Raw genomic sequence first — 13,179 nt, forward strand, 5'->3', positions numbered from 1 at the left:
CTTGCGGGCAGCCTGGCCCCTGCAGTAGGGGCGAGCAGCATCCGGCTGGCCCGCGATGAACGATGACGCGGTGGCCGATCAGATGGCGTTGTGGCTCTTGAGCCAGCCCAGGCCCGCTTCGGTGGTGGTCAGCGGCTTGTACTCGCAGCCGACCCAGCCCTGGTAGCCGATGCGCTCCAGGTGCTCGAACAGGAAGCGGTAGTTGATCTCGCCGGTGCCCGGTTCGTTGCGCCCGGGGTTGTCCGCCAGTTGCACGTGGTTGATCTGCTCCAGGTGGTTGGCCAGGGTCCGGGCCAGGTCTCCTTCCATGACCTGCATGTGATAGATGTCGTACTGCAGGAACAGGTTGGCGCTGCCGACCAGCTCGCGGATCGACAGCGCCTGGGCGGTGTTGTTGAGGTAGAAGCCGGGAATGTCTCGGGTATTGATGGCTTCCATTACCAGCTTGATGCCCACGGCCTGGAGCTTGTCGGCGGCGTACCTGAGGTTGTCGACGAAGGTCTTTTGCACCAGGGCCTCATCCACGCCCTGGGGGCGGATGCCGGCCAGGCAGTTGACCTGGGTGTTGCCCAGGACCTGGGCATAGGCGATGGCCAGATCGACCCCGGCGCGGAATTCCGCGACCCGGTCGGGCAGGCAGGCGATGCCACGCTCGCCCTTGGCCCAGTCGCCGGCCGGCAGGTTGAACAGCACCTGGGTCAGGCCGTGGGCGTCGAGCTGGGCCTTGATCTCGGCCGAGCTGAACTCATAGGGAAACAGGTACTCGACCCCGCTGAAGCCGGCATCGGCGGCAGCCTTGAAACGGGCGAGGAAGTCCTGTTCGGTGAACAGCATGGACAGGTTGGCGGCAAAACGCGGCATGGTGGTCTCCTGTGGATCTATCAAGTCCTGTAGTCGCCGGGGCAGTAGGCGCCAAGGCCCGGTGGACCCTGGCGGCTCGCGAAGACGGCGTTGGCTTGGCGCTCGAGCGCGGTCCTGGGCGGCTACGGGAGTTGTGCTGGCTGGTTAGTCGAGCAGGGCGATGGCGGTGGGGGCGTCGTTGCCCACCAGCGCCAGGTCCTCGAACTCGTTGACGGCGTTGATCTCGGTACCCATGGAGATATTGGTCACCCGTTCCAGGATGATCTCCACCACCACTGGCACCTTGAAGGTTTCGACCAGTTCCTGGGCCTGGCGCAGGGCCGGTTGGATGTCCTTGGGCTCGAATACTCGCAGGGCCTTGCAGCCCAGGCCTTCGGCCACCGCTACGTGATCCACGCCGTAGCCATTGAGCTCGGGAGCGTTGAGGTTGTCGAAGGACAACTGCACGCAGTAGTCCATCTCGAAGCCGCGCTGGGCCTGGCGGATCAGCCCCAGGTAGGAGTTGTTCACCACCACGTGGATATACGGCAGGTTGAACTGCGCACCCACCGCCAGCTCTTCGATCATGAACTGGAAGTCGTAGTCGCCGGACAGTGCCACCACCTTGCGGCTTGGGTCAGCCTTGACCACCCCCAGGGCCGCGGGAATGGTCCAGCCCAGCGGGCCGGCCTGGCCGCAGTTGATCCAGTGGCGTGGCTTGTAGACGTGCAGGAACTGCGCGCCGGCGATCTGCGACAGGCCGATGGTGCTGACGTAGCAGGTGTCCTTGCCGAACACCTGGTTCATTTCCTCGTAGACCCGCTGCGGCTTGACCGGCACGTTGTCGAAGTGGGTCTTGCGCTGCAGGCTGGCCTTGCGCTGCTGGCAGTCGTGCAACCAGGCGCTGCGGTCCTTGAGCTTGCCGGCCGCTTGCCACTCGCGGGCCACTTCCAGCAGTACGGTAAGGGCGCTACCGGCGTCGGAGACGATGCCCAGGTCGGGAGTGAAGACCCGGCCGATCTGGGTCGGTTCGATGTCCACGTGGATGAACTTGCGGCCTTCGGTGTAGACATCCACCGAGCCGGTGTGGCGGTTGGCCCAGCGGTTGCCGATGCCCAGTACGACATCGGACTTGAGCAGGGTGGCGTTGCCGTAGCGATGGGAGGTCTGCAGGCCGACCATGCCCACCATCTGCGGGTGATCGTCGGGAATGCTGCCCCAGCCCATCAGGGTCGGGATCACTGGGATGCCGGTCAGCTCGGCGAACTCCACCAGCAGCTCGCTGGCATCGGCGTTGATCACCCCGCCGCCGGCCACCAGCAACGGCCGTTCGGCCTGGGCCAGTAGGGCCAGGGCTTTCTCGGCCTGGACCCGGGTGGCCGAGGGCTTAGCCAGGGGCAGGGGCTGGTAGGCGTCGATATCGAATTCGATTTCCGCCATCTGCACGTCGAACGGCAGGTCGATCAGTACCGGGCCAGGGCGGCCGGAGCGCATTTCATAGAAGGCTTTCTGGAAGGCGTAGGGCACCTGGCCCGGCTCCAGCACGGTGGTGGCCCACTTGGTCACCGGCTTGACGATGCTGGTGATGTCCACGGCCTGGAAGTCTTCCTTGTGCAGGCGGGCACGGGGAGCCTGGCCGGTGATGCAGAGGATCGGGATGGAGTCGGCCGAGGCACTGTACAGGCCGGTGACCATGTCGGTGCCGGCGGGGCCCGAGGTGCCGATGCACACGCCGATGTTGCCGGCCTTGGTGCGGGTGTAGCCCTCGGCCATGTGCGAGGCGCCTTCGACGTGGCGAGCGAGCACATGATCGATGCCGCCGACTTTCTGCAGTGCGGAGTACAGCGGGTTGATGGCAGCGCCCGGGATGCCAAAGGCGGTGTCGACCCCTTCACGGCGCATCACCAGAACGGCGGCTTCGATTGCTCTCATTTTGCTCATGGTTTTGTGCCTCTTACGTTTTGTAATTGTATACAAGTGGCTTTGCGCAGAGTGTATTCACGGCGGGCTGCGCAGGTCAATGGCTTTTCTTGGAAGCAGACGGCTGCGTGTTTAGCCCCGATAAACCGGTGTCATTTTGTCGCATGGGCTATATTTCAACAATTATTGTATACAAAAACAAAGTTCATTGTGTTCTATTCGTTGCATCGAGCTTCTCCTGAAATGAGCTCCACCAGGCTTTCCAATAACAAGATGAGGACGGCACCCATGAGCGCTTTAACCTTGAAAGTCGCAATCAACCTGGCCAACCAGGCCATCCAGGCGGGGCGCAAGATCAGTGCCGCGCCACTGGCCATCGCGGTACTCGATGCCGGTGGTCATCTGGTGACCTTGCAAAGGGAGGATGGCGCTAGCCTGCTGCGCCCACAGATCGCCATCGGCAAGGCCTGGGGGGCGATCGCCCTGGGCAAGGGTTCGCGCCTGCTGGCGCTGGATGCCCAGCAGCGCCCGGCCTTCATCGGCGCACTCAACAGCCTGGGGCAGGGCAGCGTGGTACCGGCGCCGGGCGGGGTATTGATTCGTGATCAGGCGGGCTTGGTGATCGGCGCCATCGGCATCAGTGGCGATACCTCGGACATCGATGAGCAGTGCGCCATCAGCGCCATCGAAGCTCAGGGCCTGGCCGCGGATGCAGGCGTCAGCGCCTAGGTCGCGCAGTACGTGTAGCCGCTGTCGAACCTGCGAGGCTTCGATCGGGTGCGCGTCGCCCGCCAAACCGGGCGACGCGGTACCTCAGGTTAATTGCCGATAGCCACCAGGGGGCTCGTGCCGAGCCGTACGCAGCCTGCGGGAACCCCATGGCGTCCTTGAACCGGGCGGCGCCAGGAGGGCGGGTTATGCGGATTCGGGCTCGCAGCCCTTGAGTACCAGGCGGATGATGGTCTGGGCGGCGGCTTCGTAATCTTCGTCAGCCAGCTTGGCCTTGCCGGTGACCACCGAGATCTGCCAGTCGAAGTCGGCGTAGGTCTGGGTCGCGGCCCAGATGCTGAACATCAGGTGGTGCGGATCCAGGGGCGCGATCTGGCCACGGTCGATCCAGGTCTGGATGCACTCGATGTTGTGCTTGGCCTGGGCGTTGAGCTGTTCCACCTGGTCCGGGCTCAGGTGCGGCGCGCCATGCATGATCTCGCTGGCGAACACCTTGGAGGCGAAGGGCAGGTCGCGGGAGATGTGGATCTTCGAGCGAATGTAGCCGCTGAGCACCTCGCTGGGCACGCCGTCGGCGTTGAATGGAGTGGAGGCCTGGAGAATGGGTTCGATGATGCTTTCGAGCACCTCGCGATAGAGGTTTTCCTTGGACTTGAAGTAGTAGTAGACGTTGGGCTTGGGCAACCCGGCCTTGGCGGCGATGTCGCTGGTCTTGGTCGCAGCGAAGCCCTTGTCGGCAAACTCTTCGCTGGCGGCTCGCAGAATCAGTTCTTTATTGCGCTCGCGGATGGTGCTCATAAACCAGGGGATTCCTTGCCTGTTCGGGCGGTTGCGCATGGTAGCACCGGGGTTGCGAGAGGCTCAAGAATGCCCACTGGGCAGCTTTTTTCCGAGTTGAAGGGGGCTTTTGGGGCAAGGGCGAGCGCATGCGCTCCTGGAGCAATCGACGCTTATAGGGGGCATGGCGGAGCCGGTCGCTATCTCGCCGGTAGCCTATGCCACAGGCTATGCTGCGGCCTCATTTGACGAAGGGAAGCCTGGCCCATGGCAGGAAGCAGTTTGCTGGTCTTGATCGACGATATCGCCGCGGTGCTGGATGACGTGGCCTTGATGAGCAAGATGGCGGCGAAGAAGACCGCCGGGGTCCTGGGGGATGACCTGGCCCTCAACGCCCAGCAGGTATCGGGTGTTCGTGCCGAGCGCGAGATTCCGGTGGTCTGGGCCGTTGCCAAGGGCTCGTTTCGCAACAAGCTGATCCTGGTACCGGCGGCGCTGGCCATCAGTGCCCTGGCGCCCTGGCTGGTGACGCCCTTGTTGATGCTCGGTGGCGCCTACCTGTGTTTCGAGGGTTTCGAGAAACTGGCGCACAAGTACCTGCACGCCGCCGATGCGGGTGCCGAGCCTGTGCAAAGCCAACAGGCGCAGGTCGATCCGTCGCTGGACCTGGTGGCCTTCGAACAGGACAAGATCAAGGGAGCGATCCGCACTGACTTCATTCTCTCCGCAGAAATCATCGCCATCACCCTGGGCACCGTGGCCGGCGCTTCGCTGGCCCAGCAGGTAGTGGTGCTTTCGGGAATCGCGGTGGTGATGACGGTGGGGGTCTATGGCCTGGTGGCCGGTATCGTCAAGCTCGATGACCTGGGGCTGTGGCTGGCAGGCAAGCCTGGGGCCCTGGCCAGGCGAGTTGGCGCGGCGATCCTGCGGGCGGCGCCATTGATGATGAAGAGCCTGTCGGTGATCGGTACTGCCGCGATGTTCATGGTCGGCGGCGGCATCCTGACCCATGGGGTTCCCGCCTTGCATCACCTGATCGAAGACCTGGCCGGGCGCAGTGCCTCGCTGCTCGGCGCCGTTGCGGTGCTGACGCCGACCCTGCTCAATGCCGTGGTCGGGGTCATTGCCGGGGCTCTGGTGCTGGCGGCGGTGACGCTGGCGGGCAAGCTCTGGCGTGGCCTGCGCGGTTGAGCCTGGCCTCAGGCCGCGGCTTGCTCTGCCTCCGGGCGTGGGGCTTGTGCCTGTTGGCGGCACCAGCGGCGCCAGGTGGCCTGCAACTGCATGAGCGCAGCGTGGGCCATCTCCCGTGAGGTTTCGGGGAGGTTGGGGGCGGTTGCCAGTGCCTGGAGCAAGGATCGCGTCGGGCCATCCAGTTGGTCGTGGCGCAGGGTCGTAGGGCCGCCGCTCCTGAGCAGCATCGCCAGGTGATTCAGATAGCGATCACGCTCGATGGCCAGGGCGCCGCGAGTGGTGTCCAGGCAGCCGCGCAGCTGTAGCAGCTCGTCTCCCAGGTCCAGCCCCTGGAGGCCATTGTCCCAGTGGTCGCGGCGGTTCTCGGGTTGCATCTGCCAATACCGGGACACGCGGATCAGGCGATCGGCCATGCGTCCGCCGAACCAGCTTTCGGCCTGCTCCAGCGGCCTTGAAGTGAGCTGTGCCAGGTCGAACAAGGAGGCTTTGAACATCCGGCGGTAGTGATGCTCCCCCGGGCTCAGGCTGACCAGGCGCAGCACCACCACGGCAATAGCGACGCCCACCAGGGTGGCCATGGCCTTGTTCAGGAAGGCGGCCAGGTCATAGGTCATCAGGTTGCCGGGGCCGACGTTGTTGACGAAGAAAATGCAGAAGGCCGACGCGATCGGTGCCAGTTTCGGCCGGCTCATGCAGAGCGACGCGAAAAATAGCGGCACGCCAAGGCCCAGGTACAGCAGGGGAAAGCCATCCCAGCCGGGGAGCAGGCCGAGGCCGACGAAGCCTGCGACAGGAACCGACAGGGCGATACCCTTGAGGAAGTTCAGGCAGGCTGCTGCAGGGTTCTCGCGGCCGGCGAACAGACTTAGCACCACACCGCAGATGGAGACCGCCCCCAGGCCCGAAGGCCAGGCGCAAAGGAGCCAGAAAGCGGCCACGGCGAGAAAGGCCAGGGCACTGCGCAATCCGCCCAGCAAGCCTTGCTCAAGGTCTCGGTGCCAGGACAAGGCTCCTGGGGCGCCGGGAGGAACCAGGCCCTGTTCCAGGGCACTGACGCTACGAGCACTTTGCGCCACCAGGTCCAGCACCTGGGACAGTTGCAGCAGGCAGAGACGGGCTTCGGTCGATTGCGAGCGATCGGCCAAGCCTTGTTCCAGGCGCTGGGCCAGGGCGGCCAAGGGCGACTCATGCTCGGCTGCCAGGGCCTGGCTGGTTTCGCGGATCAGCGCTTGCACCGATTGTGCCTCTTGCGGTTCGAGCAACTGTCGCTGTCGGGCCACGCTCCTGGCGGCGCGCAGCAGGCCCAGCAGGTCACGACTCAGAACGCGCAATGCCTGGGAACGGCGGCGCCCCTGTGCGCCCTCGAACCAGGCGTGATCGCGCTGGGCATCCACGGTGACGATGCTGCCCAGGGCGAGCAGCAGGCCCTGGCGCTGGTCATCCCCCAACAGTTCCGACGCTGCGGCGCGGCGCCCGGCCAGCCAGGCTGCCCGGCCCTGGGCGGCGAGGGCCTGCTCGACCCGGCGTGGCCAGAGCACGAGGCTGGCCACGCAGGCGCAAATGATCCCCAAGCCGATCTCCGAACAACGTGCCACCGCCTGGTCGAACACCTGCAAGGGCGCCACGGTGGCGGGCAGGGCAATGATTGCCGCGGTATAGCCGGCCAGCACGAATCCGTAGGCGGCATGGTTTCGCAGCAGCGAGGCGCCGGTGGTACACAAGGCCAGCCACAGGGCCATGACCAGCAGGAACAGCAGCGGTGCCTGGCCCAGCAGACCGATGAGCAGGATCGATGCCAGGGCTCCGATCACCGTGCCCAAGAGACGATAAGCCCCCTTGGCCAGGACCATGCCGCTGCTGGATTGGCTGACGATGAACACGGTGGTCAGGGCCCATTGCGGTTGTTGAAAATCCAGGCGCAGGGCCAGGTAGAGCGCCAGTCCACCGGCAATCAGGTTCCGGGTGGCGAACAGCAGGTCCGAGGGGGCGGGAGCGAAGAGGGCTTGCCAGGTATCGGCGACACGAAAAGTCGGCAGTTTCATGTTGGGGTCACATAGATAGCTAGCTAACGATTAGCATCGTATCTACATTGCCTGAGGCTGCCAATGGTTGTTTCGAGCCTGGCGGGGCCGGTTGAAAGGTATGGCTGAATGGCGGGAACTGGCCGCCCTCCGATGGAAGGGCGGCCGGGCACTTACTCGGCGATCTGCAGCTTGCGGGCTTCGGTATAGACGTAGCGCACTTGTTCGTACTCGAACGGCGAGTTCAGCTCGCCGTAGCGGAAGTTGGTCTGGTAGCGCTTGTCGACACCGCGCAGCAGCCAGAGCTCCGGATGGTTCTTGCTGACTTCGGCGACATTGAGGAAGTTGATCGCCGATTCGGCGGTGTAGTCCACTGCCAGGCCGGCGGTGTCGCGCAGGTTCGAGGGGCCGAGGATTGGCAGCACCAGGTAGGCCCCGCCAGGAACGCCATAGAAACCCAGGGTCTGGCCGAAGTCTTCGCTCTGGCGCGGCAGGCCCATCTTGGTGGCCGGGTCCCACAGGCCGGCGATGCCGATGGTGGTGTTGAGCAGCAGGCGGGCCGTGGTTTCCATCGAGCGCTGGCCCTTGAACTGCAACAGGCTGTTGAGCAGGTTGGGCACGTCGCCCAGGTTGTTGAAGAAGTTGCTGACCCCGGTGCGCAGGAACCTTGGCGTCACGTAGCGGTAGCCATCTACAACAGGCAGGAACACCCATTGGTCGAAGCGGTAGTTGAAGTGATAGACCCGGCGGTTCCAGGACTCCAGCGGGTCATAGACGTTCAGTGCACTGAGGGTCGAGCGTTCGAATTCACGCTGGTCCAGGCCCGGGTTGAACTTGAGTTGTTGCAGTGGCTCGGTGAACCCGTCGGGATCGGGGGCGGTGGTGGTGCCGGCCAGGCTGTTATCGGCCTGGGCATAGCCTGTGCAGAGCAACGCAGCGATAAGCAGGAGATGTTTAGCCACGGAAGAACTCCAGCATGGCGTCGCTGTTGACGCGGTAGTTGAGGTTGCCGCAGTGGCCACCATGGGGGTAGACGGTCAGGCGCTCGCCAAAGGTCCGGCGCAGGAAGCCCAGGTCGCCGGGGCCCAGGATCACGTCGTCGGCGTTATGCATCACGGCGATCTTCGGGCTGGCCTTGAGGTAATCCTGCAGGGCGTAGAGGCTGACCTGGTCGACCAGTTGCAGCAGGCTGCCGCCATCGGTGCGGGCGCGCCACATCGGGATCACTTGCTCGGTCAGGTAGCAGTCGAAGTCGCATTGCAGGGCACGCTTGAGGAAGGGCGTGAGGCTGGTGCCCTCGCGGATCGGGTACTTGGGCGGGGTAATCAGGCCGCGACGGTTGATCAGGTCCGAGGTGAAGGCGATGTCAGCCGCCGAGAAGCGGAAGGAGGTGCCGATCAGCATCGCCATCTGCTCGTTGCTCAGGTGCTGCTTGGATTGCTGCAGGTCGTAGAGCAGGGCATCGGTCAGGTCGATGTAGCCCTTCTGCTGGAAGTAGCGGGTGAGCTTGGCCAGCATCAGTTCGTAGAAGGTAGTGCTGTTGTTGATGCCCTTGACCTCGGTCTGCACCAGTTTGTCGAGGTTGGTGATCGAGGTGTAGAGGTTGACCGGAGGGTTGAGCAGCAGGACTTTCTTGAAGTTGAAGGTACGCCGGGTTTCGTCGAGCTTGCTGACGAACGCGGCATCCAGGGCGCCGAGGCTGTAGCCGGTGAGGTAGAAATCAGTGATCGGCAGCTTGGCATTCTGTGCCCGCACAGCCTGCATGACCCGGTAGAGATCCTGGGCGTCCTCGGCGGTCACGCCCGGGGTGGCGAAGCGCGAGGCGGCGCTGATGAAGTCGAAGCTGGTGGGCGAGGACAGCTGCACCACGTGGTAGCCGGCCTTGTAGTAGAGCTTCTTCAGGTATTCGTTGAGTGTGCTGTCGTAGCGTGCGCCAGTACCGGCGATCAGGAAGATCAGCGGGGCTGCATGGTCCTGGGTGGCGATGCGGTAGGTGAGCTTCTTCACCGCCCAGAAATTGTCCGGGAGGGTGAATTCACGCTCCGGGCGCAGGGTCAGGCTGTAGTCCGACTGACGGATGTCTTCATCGGAAGGCAGCTCCGGGCGCAGGTCCGGCGGCGTGGTGACGATGGTGGCTTCGAAGGGATTGGTCAATGGATAGCCGTAGCCGGCCGGGTCGACATCGACCGCCAGTGCGGACGCACTCAGGATAAGGCCGCCGAACAGGGCGGCGAAGCGCAAGGAACGAAGCATGACTGTATCCCTAGAAGGAAGGTGCCGAATGAGGTTCGCAGGCTATGACCACCGGGCTGCTGACGAAGTGCCATGGCTGGTTCAAATAACGCCTGGGTGCATCTGGCCGGGGTGATAGTAGCCGGACGATACACGTTGCCACCCCGAGCTGAACAGCTATCTGTGCGTCGTGCTTGCCAAGCGTGGCCGGAGCATTATGCTGGGCGCCGTTTTGATTGTTCGGAGTGTTGCATGTCTAGCCGCTTTCCCGTGATTGTCCTGCTCGTTGCCTTGCCGTTGTGGCTGGCCGCCAGCTATGGCCTGCGTTACGGCTTCATGGAGGACGCTCGCTGGGTGGGCGTCTGTATCGACGAGGCCGGTCGCTGGGAGTGTTCCCTGCGTTCCAGCCTGGGATGGATGATCCACTTCAAAGTACTGGGTTGGAGCGCCCTGGGAGCGGCGCTCCTGGCGTTCGTCGTGCCCGGACGCGCTGGCTGGGGGCTGGCGGCGCTGGCGTTGCTGGCCGCCATTCCGGCGTTGGTGCTGTACAACACCACCCTGGCGGTATTTGCCCTGGTGCTCGCGAGCCTGCGCCTGGTACGTGCCAGGCGCTGTTAGCCCGTCGGTTTCAGGCGATACGGGCCCTCAGGCTGCGCCACAGGGCGGCGACCATTAGCAGGCTGACCAGCGCCCATCCCCAGGCTTGCTGGTTGGCCAGGCCTTCCTGGTACAGCTGGGGTGCGATGGCCGCACCGATGATGAAGGTCAGCAGGGCTATCTCGCGACGTGGCACTCGTACTGGCCGGCACACGAATGCCAGCGCCGGCAGCAGCAGGGCGGCACTGGGGAAGCTGCGATAACGCGGATCGAATACCAGTTCCAGTGCCATCACCGCCGCGGCGAAGCCGGCTGCCGCCAGCCACCAGCCGGCGCGCTTCTCCAGGGTCGTGAAGAGCCGTTGGCGCCAGCCTTCACGTGGGCTCAGGGCCAGTGCGCAGTGAGCCAGGACCAGCAGGTTCAGACCCAGTAGCAAGGCTGCCCAGGCCCATTCGCCGGCGAAACGGCTGGTGACTCGCGTCAGTTCTGCGAAGGTACCGATGCTGCAGGCCGCCAGGGCCCCCAGCAATGGCAGCAGTAGGGCGGCTTTGGCGCTGCGGACTCGACCGCCGAGTACCAGGGTGCTGGCGAAGATCACCGCTCCCAGTCCCAGCCACAGCGGCCAGAAAGGCAGGTTGGAGACCGGCCCGGCGAGGATGCCCTTGTCTTGGCGATTGGCATCGAACAGCCCCCAGTAGCCGCCGACTGCCCCTTCGCTGGCGCGCTTCCAGGGTTGGTCGAAGGCCTCGATCAGGTTGTAGTGCCAGCCGTTCTGTTCTGCCAGGGCGACGAAACCGCGGATGAACCTGGCCTCGTTGACCCGGCTGGGGAGTGCGGTTTCGCGCTGGCGGCCCTCGCTGGGCCAGCCGGTTTCACCGATCAGTACGTCCTTGGGGGCGAAGCGGTTGCCGAACACCTGGCGTACTTCGGCCACATGATTGAGGGCTACGTCGATGTTCGATGGATCGTCTTCCCAGTAGGGCAGCAGGTGGATGGTCAGGAAGTCCACGGCGGGGGCGATTTCGGGATGCTTGAGCCAGAACTCCCAGACGTCGGCGTAGGTCACCGGCTGCTTGACGTTGTGCTTGACCTTGAGGATCAGGCGCGCCAGCTGTGGGCCGGTGACCTCCTTGCGCAGCAGCGCTTCATTGCCGACGATCACCGCGCTGACCACGTCCGGATTGGCGTTGGCTGAGGCGATCAACAGATCGACCTCTTTCTCGCTGTCCACCGGATTGCTGTTGATCCAGGCGCCGATCATCAGCTTCAGGCCGTGCTTGCGCGCCAGTTCCGGCAAGGCTTCCAGGCCGCTCATGGAGTAGGTGCGGATGCACTCGAAGCGGGTGGCCAGCAGCGCCAGGTCGGCATCCATGCGTTCGGGCCGCAGCTTGAATGGCTGGTCGAATGGCGACTGGTCCTTGTCGAACGGGGTGTAGGAGGCGCATTGCAACTTGTGGCTGGCGCTGGCGACATCCGGCAATTGCACCGGCTGGCCGAGGCCGTACCAGTAGCTGCAGAGGGCGATCAGGCCCAGCAGGCAGGCAAGCAGATAGGCGAGGGCGGGAAAACGAGGGGTGGCGGGCATGGTCAGGCCGTCAGGGGAACGAAGCCCGGCATCTTACCTGCATTCGCCCGCAGCTTGGTGGCCGGCATGATCCAGGCATGCAAAGTTCGGGCGGACCTGCTGGCCCTGAGAGGCGGATGCTGGCTACTGGCTTTCTGATGTCGCTGCTTGTTGCCTTGAGGTCGCAGCCAGAGCAGGTCGCGGATGGTGGCGGGTTGATGATCCAGGCATCAGTACTCCGCTGATGATCGAACGCGTTCGCGGTGAGGCGTGACGGAGGCGCCGAGCACCATAACCATACGTTGATGTGCCCGGCAGCCGCCCGGCACTGCACTTTTCGGGGAAGTAACGATGAAGATGCGACGACTCTTAGGCGTAGGTGCCGCAATGGTACTTGCCCTTGGCTCCAGCTTGGCCAGCGCCGACAGCAAGACCCTGAGCATCGGCTATGTCGATGGCTGGTCCGATAGCGTGGCGACGACCTACGTGGCCGCGGAGGTGATCAAGAAGCTCGGTTATGACGTCAAGCTGCAGGCGGTGGCGACCGGGATCATGTGGCAGGGCGTGGCCACCGGCAAGCTCGATGCGATGCTGTCGGCCTGGCTGCCGGTGACCCATGGCGAGTACTGGGCCAAGAACAAAGACAAGGTGGTGGACTATGGCCCCAACTTCAAGGACGCCAAGATCGGGCTGATCGTGCCGGAGTACGTCAAGGCCAAATCCATCGAGGATCTCAAGACCGATACCAGCTTCAAGAGCAAGATCGTGGGTATCGACGCCGGCTCCGGCGTCATGCTCAAGACCGACCAGGCGATCAAGGACTACGGGCTGGACTACAAGCTGCAAGCCAGCTCCGGGGCGGCGATGATCGCCGAACTGAGCCGTGCCGAGGAGAAGCAGGAGTCCATCGCGGTGACGGGCTGGGTGCCGCACTGGATGTTCGCCAAGTGGAAACTGCGCTTTCTCGATGACCCCAAAGGCGTGTATGGCGCCGCTGAAACCGTCAACAGCATCGGTAGCAAGGATCTGGCGAAGAAGGCGCCGGAGGTGGCAGCGTTCCTGAAGAAGTTCCAGTGGGCTTCGAAAGACGAAATTGGCGAAGTGATGCTGGCCATCCAGGAGGGCGCCAAGCCTGATGTTGCGGCCAAGGATTGGGTCGGCAAGCACGCTGATCGAGTGGCCGAATGGACGGCTAAATAGCAGCGCAGCGTCTATATCAAGGGTCTCGGGGCCATTCGCGGCAAAGTCGCGGATGGCCCTGTTTTTTTGCGGGGGAGAATTGGCGCGGGGGTTAATGTCGTTCTAATA

At 63.9% G+C, this 13,179-nt stretch carries 11 protein-coding genes; 4 read left to right on the plus strand and 7 right to left on the minus strand.

The genetic code is table 11. From position 1 onward, the window contains the following. Positions 1-78 precede the first annotated feature (78 nt). The gene (gene hyi, locus C4K39_RS08680; RefSeq protein ID WP_068578509.1) at positions 79-861 is read right to left on the minus strand and encodes a hydroxypyruvate isomerase; all 783 of its coding nucleotides are present in this window, start codon (positions 859-861) and stop codon (positions 79-81) included. 144 nt (positions 862-1,005) lie between these two features. Then, a complete protein-coding gene (gcl, locus tag C4K39_RS08685) occupies positions 1,006-2,781 on the minus strand; it encodes a glyoxylate carboligase (RefSeq protein WP_124346137.1) in 1,776 nt (591 codons plus the stop codon). 267 nt (positions 2,782-3,048) lie between these two features. On the opposite strand from gcl, the gene C4K39_RS08690 reads away from it, so the two are divergent. Continuing rightward, positions 3,049-3,489: a GlcG/HbpS family heme-binding protein gene (locus tag C4K39_RS08690; protein WP_068578514.1), complete on the plus strand. Its 441-nt coding sequence runs from the start codon at positions 3,049-3,051 to the stop codon at positions 3,487-3,489. 186 nt (positions 3,490-3,675) lie between these two features. Here C4K39_RS08690 and C4K39_RS08695 read toward each other — a convergent pair whose 3' ends face one another. Further along, a complete protein-coding gene (locus C4K39_RS08695) occupies positions 3,676-4,287 on the minus strand; it encodes a TetR/AcrR family transcriptional regulator (protein WP_124346138.1) in 612 nt (203 codons plus the stop codon). Between the two features lie 246 nt (positions 4,288-4,533). Between C4K39_RS08695 and C4K39_RS08700 the strand changes: the two genes are divergently transcribed. Next, positions 4,534-5,457: a DUF808 domain-containing protein gene (locus C4K39_RS08700; protein WP_068578518.1), complete on the plus strand. Its 924-nt coding sequence runs from the start codon at positions 4,534-4,536 to the stop codon at positions 5,455-5,457. Positions 5,458-5,465: 8 nt separating this feature from the next. Here the strand turns inward: C4K39_RS08700 and C4K39_RS08705 are convergent, their stop codons facing one another. The 3 genes from C4K39_RS08705 to C4K39_RS08715 all read right to left on the minus strand — a co-directional run bounded on the left by C4K39_RS08705 (position 5,466) and on the right by C4K39_RS08715 (position 9,731). Next, complete coding sequence (locus tag C4K39_RS08705) at positions 5,466-7,499, minus strand: FUSC family protein (RefSeq protein ID WP_124346139.1); 2,034 nt, start codon at positions 7,497-7,499, stop codon at positions 5,466-5,468. A gap of 152 nt (positions 7,500-7,651) precedes the next feature. After that, a complete protein-coding gene (locus C4K39_RS08710; protein ID WP_068578523.1) occupies positions 7,652-8,440 on the minus strand; it encodes an MlaA family lipoprotein in 789 nt (262 codons plus the stop codon). Then, the gene (locus C4K39_RS08715; protein ID WP_068578525.1) at positions 8,433-9,731 is read right to left on the minus strand and encodes a serine/threonine protein kinase; all 1,299 of its coding nucleotides are present in this window, start codon (positions 9,729-9,731) and stop codon (positions 8,433-8,435) included. The genes C4K39_RS08710 and C4K39_RS08715 overlap by 8 nt, the downstream gene beginning before the upstream one ends. Before the next feature lie 231 nt (positions 9,732-9,962). Here C4K39_RS08715 and C4K39_RS08720 point away from each other — a divergent pair, with 231 nt between their 5' ends. Further along, positions 9,963-10,328: a hypothetical protein gene (locus tag C4K39_RS08720; protein ID WP_124346140.1), complete on the plus strand. Its 366-nt coding sequence runs from the start codon at positions 9,963-9,965 to the stop codon at positions 10,326-10,328. Positions 10,329-10,338: 10 nt separating this feature from the next. Here the strand turns inward: C4K39_RS08720 and C4K39_RS08725 are convergent, their stop codons facing one another. Then, complete coding sequence (locus C4K39_RS08725; protein ID WP_068578529.1) at positions 10,339-11,892, minus strand: glycoside hydrolase family 17 protein; 1,554 nt, start codon at positions 11,890-11,892, stop codon at positions 10,339-10,341. Positions 11,893-12,222: 330 nt separating this feature from the next. On the opposite strand from C4K39_RS08725, the gene C4K39_RS08735 reads away from it, so the two are divergent. Beyond that, positions 12,223-13,071, plus strand: a complete 849-nt coding sequence (locus C4K39_RS08735; RefSeq protein ID WP_124346141.1) for a glycine betaine ABC transporter substrate-binding protein — start codon at positions 12,223-12,225, stop codon at positions 13,069-13,071. The last annotated feature ends 108 nt before the right edge of the window (positions 13,072-13,179 follow it).

The sequence above is a fragment of the Pseudomonas sessilinigenes genome (assembly GCF_003850565.1).
Classification (GTDB): domain Bacteria; phylum Pseudomonadota; class Gammaproteobacteria; order Pseudomonadales; family Pseudomonadaceae; genus Aquipseudomonas; species Aquipseudomonas sessilinigenes.

What these genes read in the sequence shown, in the direction of transcription:
- hyi (WP_068578509.1), bottom strand. Translation starts at nt 861, where the DNA reads ATGCCGCGTTTTGCCGCCAACCTGTCCATGCTGTTCACCGAACAGGAC.
- gcl (WP_124346137.1), bottom strand. Translation starts at nt 2,781, where the DNA reads ATGAGCAAAATGAGAGCAATCGAAGCCGCCGTTCTGGTGATGCGCCGT.
- C4K39_RS08690 (WP_068578514.1), top strand. Translation starts at nt 3,049, where the DNA reads ATGAGCGCTTTAACCTTGAAAGTCGCAATCAACCTGGCCAACCAGGCC.
- C4K39_RS08695 (WP_124346138.1), bottom strand. Translation starts at nt 4,287, where the DNA reads ATGAGCACCATCCGCGAGCGCAATAAAGAACTGATTCTGCGAGCCGCC.
- C4K39_RS08700 (WP_068578518.1), top strand. Translation starts at nt 4,534, where the DNA reads ATGGCAGGAAGCAGTTTGCTGGTCTTGATCGACGATATCGCCGCGGTG.
- C4K39_RS08705 (WP_124346139.1), bottom strand. Translation starts at nt 7,499, where the DNA reads ATGAAACTGCCGACTTTTCGTGTCGCCGATACCTGGCAAGCCCTCTTC.
- C4K39_RS08715 (WP_068578525.1), bottom strand. Translation starts at nt 9,731, where the DNA reads ATGCTTCGTTCCTTGCGCTTCGCCGCCCTGTTCGGCGGCCTTATCCTG.
- C4K39_RS08720 (WP_124346140.1), top strand. Translation starts at nt 9,963, where the DNA reads ATGTCTAGCCGCTTTCCCGTGATTGTCCTGCTCGTTGCCTTGCCGTTG.
- C4K39_RS08725 (WP_068578529.1), bottom strand. Translation starts at nt 11,892, where the DNA reads ATGCCCGCCACCCCTCGTTTTCCCGCCCTCGCCTATCTGCTTGCCTGC.
- C4K39_RS08735 (WP_124346141.1), top strand. Translation starts at nt 12,223, where the DNA reads ATGAAGATGCGACGACTCTTAGGCGTAGGTGCCGCAATGGTACTTGCC.